16 protein-coding genes are annotated in these 19,902 nt (G+C 66.9%); 7 read left to right on the plus strand and 9 right to left on the minus strand.

Features of this window, described 5'->3' with window-relative positions; all coding sequences use genetic code 11:
• Nucleotides 1-6 precede the first annotated feature (6 nt).
• Nucleotides 7-276 (minus strand): DUF6356 family protein, encoded by a 270-nt coding sequence (locus ACZ1I2_RS08305; protein ID WP_465174439.1) that lies wholly within the window; start codon nt 274-276, stop codon nt 7-9.
• Nucleotides 277-296: 20 nt separating this feature from the next.
• Nucleotides 297-1,730 (minus strand): glutamate ligase domain-containing protein, encoded by a 1,434-nt coding sequence (locus tag ACZ1I2_RS08310; protein WP_465174438.1) that lies wholly within the window; start codon nt 1,728-1,730, stop codon nt 297-299.
• A 50-nt stretch (nt 1,731-1,780) separates the two neighbouring features.
• Between ACZ1I2_RS08310 and ACZ1I2_RS08315 the strand changes: the two genes are divergently transcribed.
• A complete protein-coding gene (locus ACZ1I2_RS08315) occupies nt 1,781-2,599 on the plus strand; it encodes an LD-carboxypeptidase (protein WP_465174437.1) in 819 nt (272 codons plus the stop codon).
• Here the strand turns inward: ACZ1I2_RS08315 and ACZ1I2_RS08320 are convergent.
• Genes ACZ1I2_RS08320 through ACZ1I2_RS08330 form a run of 3 tightly spaced genes read right to left on the minus strand, consistent with a single transcriptional unit; the run spans nt 2,596 to nt 3,682 of the window.
• Nucleotides 2,596-2,982: a VOC family protein gene (locus tag ACZ1I2_RS08320; protein ID WP_465174436.1), complete on the minus strand. Its 387-nt coding sequence runs from the start codon at nt 2,980-2,982 to the stop codon at nt 2,596-2,598. The two genes, ACZ1I2_RS08315 and ACZ1I2_RS08320, sit on opposite strands and share 4 nt — an antisense overlap.
• A 31-nt stretch (nt 2,983-3,013) precedes the next feature.
• On the minus strand, nt 3,014-3,307 hold the full coding sequence (locus ACZ1I2_RS08325; RefSeq protein ID WP_465170144.1) for a YciI family protein: 294 nt from the start codon (nt 3,305-3,307) through the stop codon (nt 3,014-3,016).
• A gap of 3 nt (nt 3,308-3,310) precedes the next feature.
• Nucleotides 3,311-3,682 (minus strand): VOC family protein, encoded by a 372-nt coding sequence (locus ACZ1I2_RS08330; protein ID WP_465174435.1) that lies wholly within the window; start codon nt 3,680-3,682, stop codon nt 3,311-3,313.
• Nucleotides 3,683-3,729: 47 nt separating this feature from the next.
• Between ACZ1I2_RS08330 and ACZ1I2_RS08335 the strand changes: the two genes are divergently transcribed.
• The 4 genes from ACZ1I2_RS08335 to ACZ1I2_RS08350 all read left to right on the plus strand — a co-directional run bounded on the left by ACZ1I2_RS08335 (nt 3,730) and on the right by ACZ1I2_RS08350 (nt 9,881).
• Nucleotides 3,730-4,173 carry a MarR family winged helix-turn-helix transcriptional regulator gene (locus ACZ1I2_RS08335; protein ID WP_465174434.1) on the plus strand — a complete coding sequence of 148 codons (444 nt, stop codon included), beginning with the start codon at nt 3,730-3,732 and terminating at the stop codon, nt 4,171-4,173.
• 68 nt (nt 4,174-4,241) lie between these two features.
• The gene (gene thrS, locus ACZ1I2_RS08340) at nt 4,242-6,230 is read left to right on the plus strand and encodes a threonine--tRNA ligase (RefSeq protein ID WP_465174433.1); all 1,989 of its coding nucleotides are present in this window, start codon (nt 4,242-4,244) and stop codon (nt 6,228-6,230) included.
• 111 nt (nt 6,231-6,341) lie between these two features.
• Nucleotides 6,342-6,878, plus strand: coding sequence for a translation initiation factor IF-3 (gene infC / locus ACZ1I2_RS08345; protein ID WP_299913759.1), 537 nt, complete (start codon nt 6,342-6,344; stop codon nt 6,876-6,878).
• Between the two features lie 255 nt (nt 6,879-7,133).
• Nucleotides 7,134-9,881 (plus strand): TonB-dependent receptor, encoded by a 2,748-nt coding sequence (locus ACZ1I2_RS08350; RefSeq protein WP_465174432.1) that lies wholly within the window; start codon nt 7,134-7,136, stop codon nt 9,879-9,881.
• Nucleotides 9,882-10,082: 201 nt separating this feature from the next.
• On the opposite strand, the gene ACZ1I2_RS08355 is transcribed toward ACZ1I2_RS08350, so the two are convergent.
• Together ACZ1I2_RS08355 and ACZ1I2_RS08360 are read right to left on the minus strand one after the other, a co-directional pair.
• Nucleotides 10,083-10,463 carry a VOC family protein gene (locus ACZ1I2_RS08355; protein WP_465170139.1) on the minus strand — a complete coding sequence of 127 codons (381 nt, stop codon included), beginning with the start codon at nt 10,461-10,463 and terminating at the stop codon, nt 10,083-10,085.
• A 20-nt stretch (nt 10,464-10,483) separates the two neighbouring features.
• The gene (locus ACZ1I2_RS08360; RefSeq protein ID WP_465174431.1) at nt 10,484-13,231 is read right to left on the minus strand and encodes a [protein-PII] uridylyltransferase; all 2,748 of its coding nucleotides are present in this window, start codon (nt 13,229-13,231) and stop codon (nt 10,484-10,486) included.
• Between the two features lie 143 nt (nt 13,232-13,374).
• Here ACZ1I2_RS08360 and ACZ1I2_RS08365 point away from each other — a divergent pair, with 143 nt between their 5' ends.
• A complete protein-coding gene (locus ACZ1I2_RS08365) occupies nt 13,375-14,130 on the plus strand; it encodes a DoxX family membrane protein (RefSeq protein ID WP_465174430.1) in 756 nt (251 codons plus the stop codon).
• A gap of 127 nt (nt 14,131-14,257) precedes the next feature.
• On the opposite strand, the gene mutS is transcribed toward ACZ1I2_RS08365, so the two are convergent.
• Entirely contained in the window at nt 14,258-16,837 is a 2,580-nt protein-coding gene (gene mutS / locus ACZ1I2_RS08370) for a DNA mismatch repair protein MutS (RefSeq protein ID WP_465177168.1), read from the minus strand.
• A 668-nt stretch (nt 16,838-17,505) separates the two neighbouring features.
• Between mutS and ACZ1I2_RS08375 the strand changes: the two genes are divergently transcribed.
• Nucleotides 17,506-18,630, plus strand: coding sequence for an MBL fold metallo-hydrolase (locus ACZ1I2_RS08375; RefSeq protein ID WP_465174429.1), 1,125 nt, complete (start codon nt 17,506-17,508; stop codon nt 18,628-18,630).
• 7 nt (nt 18,631-18,637) lie between these two features.
• On the opposite strand, the gene ACZ1I2_RS08380 is transcribed toward ACZ1I2_RS08375, so the two are convergent.
• Nucleotides 18,638-19,552 carry a hypothetical protein gene (locus ACZ1I2_RS08380; protein WP_465174428.1) on the minus strand — a complete coding sequence of 305 codons (915 nt, stop codon included), beginning with the start codon at nt 19,550-19,552 and terminating at the stop codon, nt 18,638-18,640.
• Nucleotides 19,553-19,902 lie beyond the last annotated feature (350 nt).

The following is a 19,902-nucleotide window of genomic DNA, read 5'->3' on the forward strand; positions in this document are numbered from 1 at the left end:
CCGCAGTCAGATCACATATTCGACGGTGGCCATCTGAGTCTGCGCCGCCCGCGCGGCGTTGCGCTTGGTCACCAGCTCGGCGTGCAGCGCGGAGACGGTGTCGCTGCCGGCGGTCTTGAACAGGAACGGCAGGAAGGCGTGCAGCCAGCAGCGCAGGCCGCCCCACATCATCTTCATCCCGAAGCGCGAGGCCACGCCGAAATGCTCGGTATAGCTTTCGCCGACCGATTTCGGGTGATCGAGGAACAGGCGGCGGAACATGGCGGGCCTCATCATTTGCGCGTGTTGTCGCGATATCATGCCTGTGGCCGGTTGCCAGTCTTGTTCGCGATACTTGCCAGCATATCCGCGGCAAGCTGACTGAGCGTGTCGTCGCGCGCGCCCATCACCACCACACGGTCGCCCGGCCGCGCTTCAGCGACGAGATGCGCCGCGGCGGCCTCGCGCGCCGGGATGTGCAGCGCGTTGCGCCCAGTCGCCGCGACATCGGCGATGATGTCGGCGCTGGTCACCTCGCGGTTGACGGTGCCGCCCATATAGACCGGGTCGGGCAGGACGAGCAGGTCGTCCTCGCCGAGCTTGTCCGCCAGGGTTGCGACCAGCTCGCGGCGCATCACCTTCAACGGGCCGTATCCATGCGGCTGGAACAACACCAGCAGCCGCCCGGGAAAGGCGTGGAGGGTGTCGAGCGTCGCGGCGATCTTGTCGGGGTTGTGGCCGAAATCGTCGATCACCGCCACGTCGTTCGCTTCGCCGACCAGCTCCATCCGCCGCCTGAGGCCAGTGAAGCCGCCGATCGCGCGTGCTGCCTCGGCCAGCGACAGGCCCGCCGCCCGCGCCGCGCCGATCGCAGCGAGCGCGTTCGAGACATTGTGGCGGCCGGGCACCTTCAGCGACACCGCGACCGGTGCCGCGCCGCGTTCGGACAGGCTGAAATCCACGCCGAACGGCCGCTGCACCAGCCCGGTCGCGACCAGATCCGCATCCTGGCCGCCTGCATCCCCGATTCCGAAGGTCAGGCGGCGTTCCGGCGGCATGGTCATCGCCAGCGCGGCGCCATCGCCATTGTCGAGGTTGATCACCGCGGTCCCGGCGCGTGCGATGAACGCGCCGAACAGCGCGCGCAGCTCGTCGAGCGACTTGTGGTCGAGGCTCACATTGTTGAGCACTGCGACCTTCGGCCAATAGAGTGCGATCGATCCGTCGCTCTCGTCGACTTCGCTGACGAACGCGTCGCCCCGGCCGACCAGCGCGCTGGCGAAGGGCGCGTCCGGGCTCGCGAAATTCTTCATCACCGCGCCGTTCATCACCGTCGGGTCGCGCCCCGTCGCGTGCAGGATCCAGCCGATCATGCCCGTCACGGTCGATTTGCCCGAGGTGCCGGCGACGCCGATCGGCAGCGGGGCGGCGTTGAACAGACTTGCGAGCAGCTCCGCGCGGCTCATCCGCTGGGCTCCCACCGCGTCCGCCGCGACGATATCGGCGACGGTCGATTCGACCGCCGCGGAGGCGACCACGGTCTGGCTCGCGGAAGTGATGCCGCTGCCGTCCTGTGGGAACAACGCGACGCCCTTGGCGCGCAGGTCCTCGAACTTGGCGGGCAGGCGAGCCTGGTCGAGGGTCCGGTCGGAGCCGGCGACCTTCGCGCCCTGGCCGGCGAGGATCATCGCCAGCGGCATCATGCCGCTGCCGCCGATCCCGACGAAGAAGTAGGATTTGCCGTCGTGCATGGCTGGGCGCTATCGCGGGATTTCGACATCGGGGCAAGCGAGAGGGAATAATGCGGATCGGAATCGTCGCGCCGGGAAGGCCGATCGACCGGATGATCGCCGATCGTGCCGCCGCGGCCGCGGCGATCTGGTTTCCCGGCGTCGATCTCGTCTTCCATCCGCAATGTTTCGACAGCGACGGCGGGCATTTCGCCGGCGTGGATTCGGTACGCGCGGCCGCCTTCCTGGAATTCGCCAATGACGCGGCGTTCGATGCCCTGTGGTTTGCGCGGGGCGGCTATGGCGCCAACCGAATCCTGCATGCGGTGATGCCGAACCTGTCGGCCGCGGCGGGCAACAAGCTGTGGTGCGGCTATTCGGACGCGGGTTTCCTGCTCGGTGCGCTTTATGCGGCGAGGATCGGGCATGCGGTCCATGCGCCGCTCGTCAGCGACATCGCCCGGGTCGGGGGCGACGCATGCTTTGCCCGGACTCTCTCCTGGATGACCGCACGCGACCGTGGCGTGCTCGAGCCGAGCCTGGGCGGGCAGCCGGCCGTCGCGTTCAACCTGTCGATCCTGAATGCAATGGTCGGCACGACCTGGCTGCCCGACCTGACCGGGCACGTGCTGATGATCGAGGAGATTTCGGAACCGCTCTACCGGATCGACCGCATGCTGTTCCAGATGGCACACGCAACCCGGTTGCGCGGGATCGCCGGGTTACGGCTCGGGCGGATGAGCGACATCATTCCCAATGATCCGCCCTTTGCCGAGCAGGCGCCGCAGATGATCGAACGCTGGTGCCGCGAGATGGACGTGCCGTTCCTGGGGAGGGCGGACATCGGCCACGACGCCGACAACAAGGTCGTGCCGTTCGGCGCCTTCTAGTCGATCGACGCATCCGCCTGGCGCGGCGTGACGTGCCACAGCACGCCGGCCGGATCGTACAGATAAGCCACCACCAGCCCCCAGGGCTGCAACGCCGGCGCGCGCGGCGGCTGCACCCCGAACCGCGCCGGCAGGTCGAGCGACTGGAGATGCGCCCACCACGCATCGAGATCGTCGACCAGCAACTGCATCATGGAGTTTTCCGCCCATTCCTTCTGATAATAGTTCTGGAGGACGAACCCGCCGGCACCGATCCCGAAGATGGCGACCTCGCCATCGAGCAGCTTGGGGAAGCCGAGCGCCTCGTAGAACGCCTTGCTCTGCGCGAAATCCCGTGCCGGCAGGAAGGGACGGGCGATCTCGTTACCATCGGGAACATGCATGGTCGGCTCCATCCGGTAGGAAGGGATTGATTCAATCGCGCGGTAATTCGCGGATTTCGATCGTGCCACCACATTCGAACACGGGATTGCCGGTCAACAAGGCGCGCGCTGCGGTCAAATCCCGGGCTCGTACGCGCAGATAGCCACCCAGATGGGAACTCAAGGTGGCGGGGACACCCTGTTTCCGGAAAGTCTCGCCCGAGCCGATCGCGCTGCCACCATCGAACATGCCGGTTTCGCGCAGGGACGACAGGTAGCTGGACCACATTTCCGGTGTCAGCGGGGCAACGGCGTCATTGTGCATCAGCAGGATGAAATCGCGCATGACCTATCGTACCAGCCTGCTCGGCCAGCCGATGCGGACCAGCGTCTCATCCGGGTCGCTCAACGCGAATTCGTACATGCCCCAGGGCTTGTGAACCGGTTTCTTCTCTTTCCCGATGATCTCGTCGCCGAACGCCGTGGCGAGCGCATCGACTTCCTCGGTGTAGAGATACAGGCCGAACGGGTTTCGGCCCGGCACCAGCCACCCCTCAACCGCGGGCTGGAGATGGATGTCGCCGCCCTTGCCGTCGGTGAGCATGCGATACTCCTCATAATCGCTCGCGCTCCCGGGCGGCCGGGCGAAGCCGAGCCGGTTATAGAACGCCTCGGTGGTATCGAGATCGTTGCACGGCAGGATCGCGGTCAGACGATGCATGTGGGACATGGGGAACCTGCTGGTTGAGTCGCCGCAATCGATACGCTATGCGTATCATTATGTCGAGCGTCGTGGACCGGGATTCCGATATCGCCCTCATCGCCCGCGCGGTGCTCAAGCTCAGCCGGCGGATGCGCACGGACGCGTCGCCGGGTGAGCTCACGCCTGCTATGGTCGGCCTGCTTGCGACGCTCCACCGCGAAGGCGCGATGCCGGGCGTGGCGCTCGCCGCGAAGGAGGGACTCAAACCGCAATCGCTCACCCGACTGCTCGCCGCGCTGGAGACGAGCGGCATGATCGAGCGGGCGCCCGATCCGGAGGACCGCCGCAACCTGATCATTGCGATCACGGTGCCTGGCCGCCAGTCGCTGCGCCGGGCGATGCAGCAGCGCCGCCGCTGGCTCGCCGAGGCTGTGGCCAATCGCTTGTCCGACGAAGAACGCGAACAACTGGTCGCGGCGGCAGAGCTGATGCTTAGAATCGTTCACTGACTTGCCTATATGGGCCTTGCGTGCATAAGCCCGCGCTCCTTGCAGACACAGAAAGTACCGATTTCGTCATGTCCGAGATGTTCCGCATAACGCTGCCCGACGGTTCCGTCCGTGAGGTTGCGCCGGGGACTACCCCCGCGGACATCGCCGCGGCGATCGGTCCGGGCCTCGCCAAGGCAGCGATCGCCGCGCGGGTCGATGGCGACCTGCGCGACATCATGCGCCCGCTCGAGGGCGACGCGCACCTTGCGCTGGTGACCAGCCGGGACGAGGCGGATGCGCTCGAACTGGCGCGCCACGACTATGCGCATGTGCTGGCCGAGGCGGTGCAGAACCTGTTTCCGGGCACGCAGATCACCTTCGGCCCCTCGACCGACGACGGCTTCTATTACGACTTCGCGCCGAAGGACCGGCCCTTCACCGAGGAGGACCTGCCCGCGATCGAGCAGGCGATGCGCGACGTCATCGCCCGCAACGAGCCGCTGGTCCGCGAAGTCTGGCAGCGTGACGACCTGATCGCGCTGTGGCGCAAGCAGGGCGAGACGTTCAAGGCCGAATGGGCCGCCGAACTGCCGGGCGACGAAGAGCTGACGGTCTATCGCGCCGGAACGTGGCTCGACATGTGCCGCGGCCCGCATCTGGCCTCGACCGGCAAGCTCGATCCCCAGGCGTTCAAGCTGACGCGCGTCTCGGGCGCCTATTGGCGGGGCGACCAGAACAACGCAATGCTCAGCCGCATCTACGGCACCGGCTGGCTCAACAAGAAGCAGCTCGACCAACATCTCTTCCGCCTGGAGGAAGCGGCCAAGCGCGACCATCGCAAGATCGGCCAGGAGATGGACCTGTTCCACCTCCAGCCCGAGGCGCAAGGCTCGGTGTTCTGGCATCCCAAGGGTTTCATCCTGTGGCGCCAGCTCGAGGCCTATATGCGCCGCCGGCTCGATGCCGCCGGCTATGATGAGGTAAAGACGCCGCAGCTGATGGATGCGCGCCAGTGGGAGCAGTCCGGGCATTGGGGCAAGTACCGCGAGAACATGTTCGTCGTGCCGGACGAGATTCCCTCGACCGACGATGAAGCGCCCATCCTGTCGGGCAAGTCCGACCTGATGGCGCTGAAGCCGATGAACTGCCCGGCGCACATCCTGATCTTCCGCCAGGGCATCAAGTCGTACCGCGACCTGCCGATCCGCATGGCCGAGTTTGGCTGCTGCCACCGCAACGAGCCGCACGGCGCGCTGCACGGCATCATGCGCGTGCGCCAGTTCACCCAGGACGACGCGCATATCTTCGCCCGCGAAGATCAGCTGATCGAGGAGATCAAGGCGTTCTGCGACCTGCTCGACAGCGTCTATCGCGATCTCGGTTTCGAGAAATATGCGATCAAGCTGGCGCTGCGCCCGGACAATCGCTTCGGCGACGATGCGATGTGGGACCGGGCCGAGCAGATCCTGCGCGACGCAGTCGAGGCGACGGGCCGCGCGACCGAGGAATATGGCTGGGAGGAACTGCCGGGCGAGGGTGCCTTTTATGCGCCCAAGCTCGAATTCCACCTGACCGACGCGATCGGCCGCACCTGGCAGGTCGGCACGATCCAGGCGGACACCGTGCTGCCCGAACGACTCGACGCCAGCTATGTCGGCGAGGACGGCAATCGCCACCGCCCGGTGATGCTCCACCGCGCGATCCTCGGCACGTTCGAGCGGTTCATCGGCATCCTGATCGAACATCATGCCGGCCGCTTCCCGCTCTGGCTGTCGCCGGTGCAGGCGGTCGTCGCGACGATCGTCTCGGATGCGGACGATTATGCGAAGGTGGTGGCGGACAAGCTCGCCGCGGCCGGCCTGCGCGTCGAGACCGACCTGCGCAACGAGAAGATCAACTACAAGGTGCGCGAGCACAGCCTGGCCAAGGTCCCGAATCTTCTCGTCGTCGGCAAGCGCGAGTCGGAGGAAGGTACGGTCGCGCTGCGCCAGCTTGGCAGCGATCGGCAGCAGATATTGAGCCTCGATGACGCGATCGTCATGCTGAAAAAGGGCGCGACACCGCCCGATCTTTAAGCCGATCTGTGCGTTGTCCCCGGTTAGCGCCGGGGGCATCTTCCCCAACACGCCAAAAATCACTATATCGCCCTGTCCAACCACCAAGGAGCAGTACCTATCCGTCCTCCCATGATCCGGCGCCCGCAAGGGGCGCCCGTGCCGCTCAACGGCCCGCGCTTCAACGAATTCATTGTCTCGCCCAAGGTCCGCGTGATCGATCAGGACGGCGAGAACCTCGGTGTCATGTACACCCGCGAAGCGATGGAGCAGGCGCAGAGTGTCGGGCTCGACCTCGTCGAAGTGTCGCCCAATGCGGATCCGCCCGTCGCGAAGTTCCTCGACGTCGGCAAGTTCAAGTACGAGGCCCAGAAAAAGGCGAACCTCGCGCGCAAGTCGCAGAAGACGCAGGAGATCAAGGAGATCAAGATGCGTCCGAACATCGACGATCACGACTATGACACCAAGATGAAGAAGGTGATCGAGTTCATCGGCGAAGGTGACAAGGTCAAGATCACCCTGCGGTTCCGCGGCCGCGAGCTCAGCCACGGCCAACTCGGCATGGCGCTGCTCCAGCGCGTCCAGGCCGATGTGGTCGAGACCGCGAAGGTCGAGGCCTATCCGCGCATGGAAGGCCGCCAGATGCTGATGGTCCTCGCGCCCAAGTAACGAGCCGGCAACACGATTTTTTCCCGCGGCGACGGCGTCGCCGCGGAACTTTTCGGGCGACCCTGCCCATCTCCAGCATTCCGTAGCGTAAGCCCGTCGGTCAACAGGACCGACCCGGGCCCTTTGTGGCGTCCCTGCATCACCGATATTCAAAAATCGAGGTCGTATCGATCTCGCTTTGGACGAATACGCCTTTCGGGCTATCGGATGAGGATACCCAATACTCAAAAAACAAAATCTGGAGAGAATGTCGCAATGCGTAAATCCGCGTACCTGCTGTCTGTCGCCGCCATCGCGTTCACCGTACCCGCTTTTGCGCAGGACGTGCCGGCCACTCCCCAGTCCGAGACGCCTGCCGCCGCGCAGGATACCGCCGATGAGAGCAGCGCCGACATCATCGTCACCGCGACGCGCCGTGCCGAGCGCCTGGCCGACGTGCCGATCGCCGTCTCGGCGGTGAGCCAGCAGGCCCTGCAGAATTCGGGCGCGACCGACATCCGCGCGCTGGCGCAGCTCGCGCCGTCGCTGCTCGTCTCCTCCACCGGCAGCGAAGCCAACGCTTCGGCGCGCGTTCGCGGCATCGGTACGGTCGGCGACAATCCCGGCCTGGAGAGCTCGGTCGCGGTGTTCATCGACGGGGTCTATCGCAGCCGCACCGGATCGGGCCTCAATGACATTGGCGAGGTCGACCGGATCGAAGTGCTGCGCGGGCCGCAGGGTACCCTGTTCGGCCGCAACGCCAGCGCAGGCCTGATCAACGTCATCACCAAGGCGCCGGCGTTCGAATTCGGCGGCTATGGCGAGGCAAGCTACGGCAATTACAACAATATCCGCGTCGCCGGTGCCGTGACCGGCCCGATCACCGACACGCTCGCCTTCCGCATCGACGGCGTCTATGGCAAGCGCGACGGCTTCTATTACGACACGGTCAACAAGACCGACTATAATGACCGCAACCGCTATTTCGTGCGCGGCCAGCTGCTGTTCCAGCCAAGCTCGGACTTCTCGATCCGCCTGATCGGCGATTACACCTATCGCAACGAGAAATGCTGCGGCGCGGTCTATGTCGATCTGCGCGAGAAGACCGACCCGACCCCTGGCGTGCCCGGCGACTATGCCGTGTCGGCAACCAACCGCATCGTCGACATCATGACGAGCATGGGCGCCGTCTTCCCGAGCGCGAACGATCCGTACAACCGCCGCATCGCGAACACCGCGGGCCGCGCCTATAGCAACGTGACCAAGGATTATGGCGGCTCGGCCCAGATCGACTGGAATTTCGGCGGCGCCTCGCTGACCTCGATCACCGCCTATCGCGAATACAAGGCGGGCGGCGCGTCCGACATCGATTATGGCAGCCTCGACATCGGCTACCGTCCTGCGGACGGCAATAATTACCGCCAGTTCCATACCTTCAGCCAGGAATTGCGGCTGAACGGTTCGGCGTTCGGCGACAAGCTCGACTGGCTGATCGGCGGTTATTACAGCCGTGAGGACCTGCAGGTCGTCGACAACCTGAAGTTCGGTACGCAATACGGCATGTTCGCTGCCTGCCGCGTCGTCTCGGGCGTCAGCCCGGCGGCGGTGCTGCGCAATCCGAACGCGCCGGGCTGCCTGAGCGCGACCGGCATCGCGACGCTGAACGGCGCGCTCGGCGCCGCGGCGCCGCTCGTCATCGGCAACCTGAACCGGCTGAGCACGCTCAACGACCTCGGGTCGATCCGCGATGTCTACAATCAGCGCAGTGAGAATTTCGCGGCCTTCACCCACAATATCTTCAAGGTCACCGACCGGCTGAGCATCACTATCGGCGCGCGCTACACGCATGAGAAGAAGGACTTCAACGCCAGCTTCCAGAACAACAACACGATCTGCCCAGCGCTTCAGGCTGGCACCGCGCAGGGTGGTCTCGGCGGGTTGCTGACCAATCCGGCGCTGGCGTCGACGGCAGCGGGCATCATCACGCTCGGCTGCACCGGCAACTCGACGATCGGGCTCAACGGCAAGACGATCAGCGACAGCCTGAGCGAAGGCGAGTTCACCGGCACCGGCGTCGTCTCGTACAAGCCGGTCGACGGGCTGATGGTCTATGCGAGCTATTCGCGCGGCTACAAGGCGGGTGGCTATAATCTCGACCGTTCGGACCTCGGCCCGGCCTATCTCGCCTCGACCACGGCGACCCCGAATGCGGCGCTGCTGCGCTTCGACCCGGAGACGGTCAATTCCTACGAGGTCGGCCTGAAGTACAGCTCGCGCAAGTTCACCCTGAACGTCGCCGGTTTCCGTCAGGAGTTCAGCAACTTCCAGCTCAACACCTTCAACGGCACCAACTACATCGTCCAGAATATCGGATCGTGCAAAACCAGCCTCAACGGTGCGGACGGCGACAACAGCGCGGCCACCGGTACCTGCACCGCGGGCGTGAAGTACGGCGTGCTGTCGCAGGGCGTGGAGATCGAGGCGGGGCTGTACCCGGCGCGCAACTTCGCGGTGAACCTGGGCTATACCCTCGCCGCGACCAAGTACCGTAACAATCTGGTCGGCAGCAAATCGGGCGAGGCGCTCGATCCGTTCCTCGCGCTGCTGCCGGGGCAGCAGATGTCGAACGCGCCGCGCAACGTGGTGACCATGTCGACCAGCTGGACGCCGGAAATCGGGACCAGCGGCATGTCGGCGCTGTTCTATGTCGATGGCCGCCTCAGCTCCGACTACAACACCGGGTCCGACCTGTTCGTCGAGAAGGCGCAGGACAGCTTCTTCCTGATGAACGCGCGTATCGGCCTGCGCGGCGCCGACCAGAACTGGAGCCTGGAACTCTGGGCGCAGAACCTGCTCGACACCAAGTACGAGCAGGTCGCGTTCAACGCGCCGTTCCAGGGTGCCGGATCGCAGTCCCAGGTGCAGAAGTTCGGCGCGCCGGCCTTTGCGACGGGGAACCAGATCTTCTCCGCCTTCCTGGCTGAGCCGCGTACGTACGGCGTGACCTTGCGCAAGCGTTTCTGATCGAGAGCGGTGGCGTTTCGGCGCCACCGCAGCCTTTGTCGGGGGCTGCCTCCCCCCCGTTCGCCCTGAGCTTGTCGAAGGGCTGTTCTTCCTTTTGCCGTCCAAGAGAAAGAGCAGTGCTTCGACAAGCTCAGCACGAACGGTGAGGGGTGGATCGTACCCAGCGAAGGTTGCTCTACCCGGCAGCGTACGTCGTTTGAATCAAGCCGGCGGCTCCCACAGCTCGATCGCATTGCCTTCCGGGTCGTGGATGCGGGCGAACTGGCCGACCGAGGGGTCGTTCCATTCGGGCTTGGTGATGATGTCGATGCCGGCGGCGTTGAGCTGGTCGAGCAGTGAGTCGAGATCGCTGACGCGCAGGTTGATCATCCACTGCTTGTCTTCGGCGAAATAATCGGTGCTTTCCTTGAACGGCGCGAAGACGACCGGGCCGCCTTGCGTCGTCCACGACCATTCGTCCGGCGTGCCTTCGGCGGTGGCCATGCAGCCCGCCCCGACATTCAGATGCTCGCGGTACCAGGCGGACAGGGCGTCCGGATCCTTCGCGCGGAAAAACAATCCTCCAATTCCCAGTACCGGCATGTCGTTTCTCCCATGTCAGATCAGGCGGCTTCCCTCGCTGGCGTGCCCGCCGCCGCGTCGAGCAGGCGTTTCTCGATGGCCTTGAGGCGCGTCCCGCCGGCGATCTTGTCGCCGATCAGGTCGGTCAGATAGAAGGTGTCCACCGCGCGCTCGCCATAGGTGGCGACATGCGCCGAGTGAATCGTCACCTTGGACTGGAACAGCGCATGCGCCAGCTGATGCAGCAGCGCGGGCCGGTCGCGCGCATTGACCTCGATCACGGTGAAGCGGTTCGAGGCGCGGTTGTCGATCAGCACGTTGGGCGCGATGTCGAATGCCTCGGCGCGGGTGCGCGGCAGCGGCTTGGCCATCAGCCGGTCGGCGAGCCGGGAACGGTTGGCCAGCGCATCCTCGATCGCGCCCTTCAGCCGGTTGAGCTGCGCTGAATCGTCGAACGGGCGGCCGACCGGATCTTGGACGAGAAAATTGTCGAGCGCCATGCCGTCGCGCGTGGTGTGGATGCGCGCATCGATGATGTTGCCGCCCGCCACGCTGATCGCCCCGGCGATGCGGTAGAACAGGCCGGGATGGTCGGCGGCATAGACGGTGACGAGCGTGGCGCCGCGTTCCGGATAGACCTGCGCCGCGATGAACAGCTGGGCCGAGCCGGCTTCCTCGATGATCCGAGCGTTGCGGACCAGCACATCCTCGGGCTCGGCGACCCAATAGGGTTCGGGCAGGCGCTTCACCAGCGCGGCGAAGCGGGTGTCGTCCCAGCCGAGCGCTGCCTGAAGTGTCTCCTGCTTGGCGGCGATGCGCTCGCTGCGGCCCTTCTGCTTGTGCCCGAGCCGGAGCACTTCCTCCGCCGATTCATACAGGTCGGACAGGAGCTGGCGCTTCCAGCCGTTCCATACGCCCGGCCCGACGGCGCGGATGTCCACCACGGTCAGCGCGAGCAGGAGGCGCAGGCGCTCCGGGCTCTGCACGATGTCGCAGAAATCGAGGATGGTCTTGAAGTCCGACAGGTCGCGCTTGAACGCGGTCGCCGACATCAGCAGGTGCCAGCGGACCAGCCAGGCGACCGTCTCGGTCTCGGCCGGGTTGAGGCCGAAGCGCGGGCCCAGGCGATGCGCGACATCGGCACCGAGCAGCGAGTGGTCGCCGCCGCGGCCCTTGGCGATGTCGTGCAGCAGCACCGCGACATAGAGCACGCGGCGCGAGACGATCTGCTTCATGATCGCCGAGGAGAGCGGATGATCCTCGCTGAGCTCGCCGCGCTCGATCTTTGCCAGCAGGCCGATGGCGCGGATGGTGTGCTCGTCGACGGTATAATGGTGATACATGTCGAACTGCATCTGCGCGACGACCTTGCCGAAATCGGGCACGAAGCGGCCGAACACGCCGGCCTCGTTCATCCAGCGCAGCACCGTCTCCGGATCGCGCGGTGACGTCAGCACTTCGAGGAACAGCGCATTGGCCTCAGGATCGCGGCGGATATCGTCGGCCAGCTTCGCGTCGCGCGCGGCGGCGCGCATGGCGAGCGGATGGATTTCCATGTGGTGCCGGTCGGCCAGCGCGAACATCTCGATCAGGCGCACCGGTTTTTTCCGCAGGAAGTCGTCCGAAGGCAAGGCGAGCCGGCCGCGATCCACGGTGAAGCCGTTGAGTTTGCCCGGCGCACGGCGCAGCGTGGGCAGGCCGAAACGGCGGCCGCGCGCCGCGAACTTCTCGTCGAGATGGGCGAGGAAGACGCCGGTCAGGTCGCCGACGGTCTTCGCCTGCAGGAAATAATATTGCATGAAGCGCTCGACGCTCGACTTGCCCGGCCGGTCGGCGAAGCGCATCCGTTCGGCGATCTCGCGCTGCAGGTCGAATGTCAGCCGGTCCTCGGCGCGCCCGGAGATGCTGTGCAGGTGGCAGCGCACCGCCCAGAGGAAATTCCCGGCGCGGTGGAACAGCCGGTATTCGGCGGGGCTGAGCAGGTCCGCGTCGACGAGCTGCGCCGGCTCGCTGACATTATAGGCATATTTGCCGATCCAGAAGAGCGTGTGCAGATCGCGCAGGCCGCCCTTGGCTTCCTTCACATTGGGTTCGACGACATAACGCGTGTCGCCCATCTTCTTGTGGCGCACGTCGCGCTCGGCGAGCTTGTCGGCGATGAACTGGCGGGCGGTGCCGGCCTGGACCTCGGCGTGGAACTTGGCCGCGGCCTCGTCATACAGTAGCTGATCGCCCCAGACGTAGCGCGCCTCGAGCAGGGCAGTGCGGATCGTCACGTCGCCCTTGGCCTGGCGCACCATCTCGTCGAGCGAACGGCTGCTATGGCCGACCTTCAGGCCGAGGTCCCAGAGCGCATAGAGCATGGTCTCGATGACCTGCTCCGCCCAGCCGGTCTGCTTCCAGGGCGTGAGGAAGCCGATATCGATGTCGGAATAGGGCGCCATCTCGCCGCGGCCATAGCCGCCGACCGCGATCAGGGTCAGGCGCTCGGCGACGGTCGGGTTGCTCAGCCGGTAGAGGCGGGTGGTGGTGAAATCGTAGAGCAGCCGCAGGATCTGGTCGGTCAGGAAGGCCTGGGCGGCGGCTGCCTCCAGCCCACGCGACGGAAACTCGATCAGGCGGCGGCCGATCTCGGCACGGCCGGCGTCGAGCGCGGTCTTGAGGATATCGGTCGCGGCGCGGCGAAGCGCGAGCTTGTCCTCACCCTCGAGCGCGGCGAGCGCGTCAGCCAGGGTGCGGCGATCGATGATCGCGCGGCGATGGGGGAGGGAGTCGAAGCGGCCGGTCATGATCGGGAGATAGGGGCTTGGGGGGGCGGCGTCACGTTCGCGCTGTTCCCCCGGACGTTGGCGGGCAGCGGAATTGCGCACGAGCCCTCTTTGGCACAGCATTCACTCGGGCAGGCGCGGGCCGCCGCCGGGGGAGGGAGGACATGGACGCAACGCCATCGCGGCTTCAGTCGCTGATCGATACGGACGGGCTGGCGATCGGCCTGGGCGCGGTGGGGCTGGGCGTGCTGGGGCTGATCTCGCGGGACTTCGCGTTCCAGTGGCAGCCGGTGCCGATGGGCTGGCCGGCCCGTGAGGTGCTGGCGCTGCTGAGCGGGGCGGTGCTGCTGCTCGGCGGGGTGGCGGTCATCGCGCGGCGGACCAGTGTTTTCGGAGCCGCGGTGCTGGCCTTGTGGTTCGGGCTGTTCGCGATCGGGCTGCATCTGCCGCTGGTGATCGGCGCGCCTGGGGTCGCGTCGCTGCTCGGTCTTGCCGAGCAGGGTGCGATCGCGCTGGGCGCGGCGTTGTTGTTCGCGGTGCGGGCGCCCGGGCGTTTGCCGGAAGGGGGCGTGCCGGTGATGCGCGTGCTGTTCGGGCTGTGCGCGATCGAGTTCGGGACGGCGCATTTTGTCTATGCCGACTTCACCGCCGCGATGGTGCCGGGCTGGATCCCGGGGCATCTGTTCTGGGCTTATGTCACGGGCGCGTGTCATTTTGCGGCCGGGGTGGCGATTTTGGCGGGTGTGCGGGTGCGTCTGGCGGCCGGGTTGCTGGCCGTTATGTGCTGGGGGTTTGCGGTCCTGCTGCATCTGCCGCGGGTTGTCGGCGATCCCGGGAGCCGGATGGAGTGGACGATGTTGTTCGTGGCGCTGTCCATTGGGGGCGCGGCCTGGGCGGTGCGGTTGGTGAGGCGACAGTAATTCTTCTCCCCTCCCGCTGGCGGGAGGGGTCGGGGGAGGGCCTGCTGGAGCCGCGTCGGGTCGCGTGAGGACAGGCCCTCCCCTAGCCCCTCCCGCAAGCGGGAGGGGGATAAGGGGCCCGCTCCACTCACGACTCTCTCGCCAGCGCCTTGAGCCGGTACAGCACCTCCAGCGCCTCTCTCGGTGTCAGCGCATCGACGTCGATCGCCTCGACCTCGGCCCTCAATGCGTCGGTTTCCTCCTCCACCTCGGCCGCCATCGCGGCGAACAGGGGAAGGTCGTCGAGCCCCGCCGCCAGCCCGCCGGTCTTGGCGCGCCCGGCCTCCAGCTTGGCGAGGACCGCCTTGGCGCGGGCGATGGTGATCGGGGGCAGGCCCGCGAGGCGCGCGACCGCGAGGCCGTAGCTGCGGTCGGCGGGGCCTTCGCTGACTTCGTGGAGCAGGACGAGCTCGCCCTTCCATTCGCGGGCGCGGACATGGTGGAGGGTGAGCGCCTCGCAGCGTTCCGCGAGGCGGGTCAGTTCGTGATAATGCGTCGCGAACAGGCAGCGGCAGCGATTGTCCTCATGGATCGCCTCGACCACCGCCCAGGCGATGGCGAGGCCGTCATAGGTGCTGGTGCCGCGGCCGACCTCGTCGAGGATGACGAAGCTTGTCGGCGTCGCCTGGGCGAGGATCGCGGCGGTCTCGACCATTTCGACCATGAAGGTCGATCGGCCGCGCGCGAGATTGTCCGAGGCGCCGACGCGGCTGAACAGCCGGTCGACCAGGCCGAGCGTGGCAGCGGTCGCGGGGACATAGGCCCCGGCCTGGGCGAGGACGGCGATCAGTGCGTTCTGGCGCAGGAAGGTCGATTTGCCGCCCATGTTGGGGCCGGTGACGAGCCAGAGGCGCGAATCCTCGGAGAGGTTGCAGTCATTGGCGACGAAGCGCTCGCCGCGGGCGGCGAGGGCGTTCTCGACCACGGGGTGGCGGCCGCCCTCGATCTCGAAACAGCTATGCTCGACCAGCGTGGGCCGGACCCAGCCGCCCTCCGCTGCGCGCTCGGCGAGGCCGGCGGCGACGTCGAGGCGGGCGAGCGCATCGGCTGTGGCGGCGATCGGTTCGCGGCGGTCGAGGGCAGCGGCGGTGAGGTCCTCAAGATGCGACGCCTCGGCGGCGAGGGCATGAGCGCCGGCCTGAGTCACCTTCATCGCCACGTCGTGCAGCGCGGGGGCGTTGAAGCGGACCACACCGGCGAGCGTCTGGCGGTGGGTGAAGCCGCTGTCCGCCTTCATCAGCGGGTCGGCGGCGCGGGCGGGCACTTCGATATGATAGCCGAGCACGCCATTGTGGCGGATCTTGAGCACCGACACGCCGGTCTGGGTGCGGAACTCGGCCTCCAGCGCGGCGATGGCGCGACGGCCGCCGGCGCCGGCATCGCGCAGATCGTCGAGGGCGGCGTCATAGCCCTCCGCGATATAGCCGCCGGCCGCGGCGTCGATCGGCGGCGAGGGGACGAGCGCGCGGGCGAGCAGGTCGATCAGGCCGCCATGGCCGCGCAGCTGCGGGGCAAGCTCGGCGAGCAGGGTGGGGGGCTGATCGATGCGGTCGAGCCGTTCGCCGAGCTTCCACGCGCCGTCCAGGCCGTCGCGGAGCTGGCCAAGATCGCGTGGGGAACCGCGGCCGGCGGCGAGGCGGCCGAGCGCGCGGCCCACATCGGGCAGGCTGCGCAAGGTGGAGCGCAGCGCCTCGCGCAGGCCGCTATCGTCGTGGAGCAGCTGGACGAGATCGAGCCGCGCCTCGATGCGGGCGCGATCGACCAGCGGCGCGCCGATATCGGCGGCGAGGGCGCGGGCACCGGCGCCGGTGACGGTGCGGTCGATGGCGTCGAGCAGGCTGCCCTTGCGCTGGCCGGAAGCGGTCGCGGTCAGCTCCAGGCTTTCGCGCGTGGCGCCGTCGATCGCCATCTGCTGCGCCGCCTGGAGCAGGCGCGGCGGGCGGAGGAACGGCAAGGCGCCCTTCGCGGTGTGATCGAGATAGGCGACGAGCCCGCCCGCCGCGGCGAGCCCTGCGCGGCTGAACTGGCCGAAACCGTCGAGCGTGGCGACGCCGAACAACGCCTTGAGCCGCGCTTCGCCGGTCGCGCTGTCGAACTCGCTGCGGGGGCGCAGCGTGGTCGCGGCTTCGGCAAAGGCGCTGGTTTCGGAGGCGATCGTCTCGGCCGGGGCGAGGCGGGCGAGTTCGGCGCCGAGGCCCGCGGCGTCGGTCTCGATCAGCTCGAACCGCCCGGTGGAGACATCGGCAGCGGCGAGGGCGACGCCGCCTGCCACTTCGCCAATGGCGACGCACCAGTTGGCGGTGCGGGCGTCGAGCAGCGCCTCTTCGGTGAGCGTGCCCGCCGTGACCACGCGGATGATCGCGCGGGAGACGAGCGCCTTGGAGCCCATGCGCGCCTTGGCCTCGGCCGGGCTCTCGGTCTGCTCGGCAATGGCGACGCGGTGGCCGGCCTTGATCAGCCGGGCGAGATACCCCTCCGCCGCATGGATCGGCACGCCGCACATCGGAATCGGCGCGCCGTCATGCTCGCCGCGCGCGGTGAGCGCGATGTCGAGCACGGCGGCGGCGATCTTCGCATCCTCGAAGAACATCTCGAAGAAATCGCCCATGCGGTAGAAGAGCAGGCAATCCGCGGCCTCGGCCTTCAACGCGAGATATTGCGCCATCATCGGAGTCGGGGCGGGGGAAGAGGCGTGCATCCCGGGCTGGGTAGCGGGATTTTCCGGCGTCGTCATGGGGCCTGTGAGCGCGCCGCCGGGGAATGCGCAGTGGCGGTGTTGGAGGGGCATGCGGGCGTGCAGTAACCGGGTGGAACATGTGTTGGAGACGGTCCCGGTTTGCGGAAAAGGCTCGAGTATTCGTCGAATTTCGCGAGGTACCTGCGAAGGGGGAAGAATCGGGTGTTTCTTGGTGACTGTACGCGAATTAGTGGAACGTGCGACATCACAGATCCGCGAATAGGAACGAAAGGCCGCCCGCCGCGCGGTTGCATGCTTCACCCGTATTTTAGATTTATTCGACGAATTACGCGAGGGGTATCGTTTTTTCATCAGGCTCTTCTTCGGGTCGAAAATGAATAGTGTTGGCGGATATCGTCGAGATCGGCGCAGGCCGGCACGTGGCGGGAGATTTCAACAGAGATGGGGCTATGGTTGAATCGACCGGGAGCTGCGCGACCAGCGCCGTTTCAGAGACCTTTCCAACTGGGCCCCGGCCTGCGCCGGGGAAGCAAAAAAAGAATAGAGGCAGGCGCGTCCAGGGGCGCTGCTTCGGCGCAAGATGTGCTTAGGTGCGTGTACCGATGTCGTGATAGCTTCCGCTCGACAGGAGGCACGGAATGGCGGATTCGCAGAGGCTTGTCTTGACACGGCGTGCGGTGCTTGGGGCGGGAGCGGTGGGGTTGCTCGCCGCGGCCACGCGGTCAACTGCCGCTCCGCCGCTGCTCGCCGTGCCCGAGGTCGACAGCCTGAGCGTGCAGGTCGTGACCGACAACGCCACCTTCGGGCCGTTCCTCGAAAATCTGGACTTGCCGGGCATGAAGGTGCTGCGCACCGGCGGCGGGCCGGCGCATGCGCCGCGCATGCTGCCGCACGCCTTGCTGGGCGAGTTCGGCCTGTCGATCGTCGGGGAATCGCGGCTGGCGGGGCAGGTACGCCGGGTGATGATCGATTTCGGCTATTCGCGCGAGGTGCTGGCCAACAATCTGGCACTGCTGGGCATCGATCCGGACTCGATCGACGCGGCCGTGCTGAGCCATGGACATCTCGATCATTATGGCGGCTTTCCCGGCCTGTTCGGCGGGAAGGCGCCGGCCCGGCCAGTGCCGCTGACGGTCGGCGAGGAAGAGACCTTCTGCGAGCGGGTTGCGATGGTCGGCGATCCGCCGCCGGTGATGGGCGCGCTCGATCGCGCGGCGCTCGCCAGGGCCGGCTTTGCCGTCAGCGTGAACCCCCGACCGACGATCATCGCGGATCAGGCCTTCACGACCGGGGTGATCCCGCTGGAGAGTTTCGAGCGGGCGGCGATCCCGACCCGGATGCGGCCGGGCGTGGGATGCGATCGCGCGCTGCTCTCGCCGGCCAAGCGCGATCTTGTCGAGCCGGCCGATGACGGCGAGCACGAGTTGGCGACCTGTTATGCGGTGAAGGGCCTGGGGCTGGTGGTGATCGCCTCGTGCAGCCACCGCGGCGTGATCAATTCGGTGCGGCGCGCGCAGGCGGTGTCGGGGATCGACAAGGTCCATGCGGTGATCGGTGGTTTCCATCTGGTTCGCCCGCGCACCGAGGACGAGGCGCGGCGCACCGTCGCCGAATTCGCGCGGATCGACCCGACCTATATCATCCCGATGCACTGCACCGGCGAAGTGTTCATCGCCGAGGCGCTGCGGCTGATGCCGCAAAAGGTCGTGCGGCCCTATGTCGGGTCGCGCTTCGTGTTCGGGGCGGCTCGCGCTCCGGGATGATAACTGTTTATTGAGCCGGTGGCGTCGGTGGCTCGTCCTTCGAGGGGGTCGGGGGCGGCGCCTTGTTGCCCAGCACCGACGCCCGCAGCCCCTTCCATGCCGCGACCAGCGCAGCCGCCGCCACCAGGACGGCAGTGAGCGCCTTCAGCCAGTCGGGGAAGCCGGTGAGCCAGCCCCACAAGGTCGCCGCGCCGATCGAGACATGGATCGGTTGCGGCTCGACCGTGGGTCGCAGCTCCTGCGCATTGCCCTGGCTGTCGATCATCACGACGGTGGTGCGCAGGACGAGCGAGAGGTCGCCGCGGGATTTCGCGGTGACCGACCAGCGCCAGAGCGCGTTCGAGTCCTCCGACACGGTCTGGATCTCGGGCGAGAGCGGCTTCACCTCGAAGCCGGCGCCTTCGAGCGTCGCCTTCATCTTCTGGCCGACGAACGGGTGGTAATCGACCGTGGTGCCGGTGCCGCCGGCCTCGTCGGCCATCTCGTGCGGGGTGCGGTCGCCGGGCAGGGGGCGCAGCGCCGCGGTCTCATTGCCTTCCGGCGTGCCGTCCTCGGCTGCCGTCTCGTTGCCCGTTGCCGGGGTCTGGCTCGCGGCGGGGGTCGGGGTGGGTGTCGGTGCAGGAGGCGGGGCCGGCGCGGTGCCGAGCGCAAGCGTCACGAAGGTGGTTTCGCCCTGGCGCATCTTCGACGGCGCCTTGAACGACGCGTTGCCGCGGCGCGACCGGTCGAGCCAATATTGCGCGTCGGCGCAATCCTCCTCGGTGAGCCGGGTGCCGGTGACGCGGCACGGATGCAGCGTGCCTGCGGCGACGGCCTCGTTCTCGACGATGGCGACCGTGTTCGTGCTGGCGGAACGCTGGTCGCACCCCGTCTGGGTCAGCAGCAGCGCCGACAGCAGAAGCGTGGTTGCACGCAGGTTCATTGGCGGGTCTCCCCCCATGTTCGGCACCGTGACCATGCGCCTGAGGAAGGCGGCCCGCAATCGGCGCGCGACGGAGAAGCGTCGAACCGGTGGCGTTTATTGCGCGCCATATTGCGGGGCTGGCGGCTGGAGTCGCTTGCAGTCCACATCGGAGGCGAGATGGCGGTTTTGGAATTAAGTAAACTGTCACCGAAATAACCTGTCACCGAAATAACCGCTTTCGCGCGTGGTCGTATCCGGGTTGAAGGGCTGTAACTGGAGTGATTGGCGCCGGTCCGCTTTCCGATCGCGAACGGATCGACCGAGCGGAACGCGCCTGCCGCTGCCGTCTGAAGCGACAGGCCGTCCGC

The organism is Sphingomonas sp. BL-S-29, assembly GCF_055521495.1.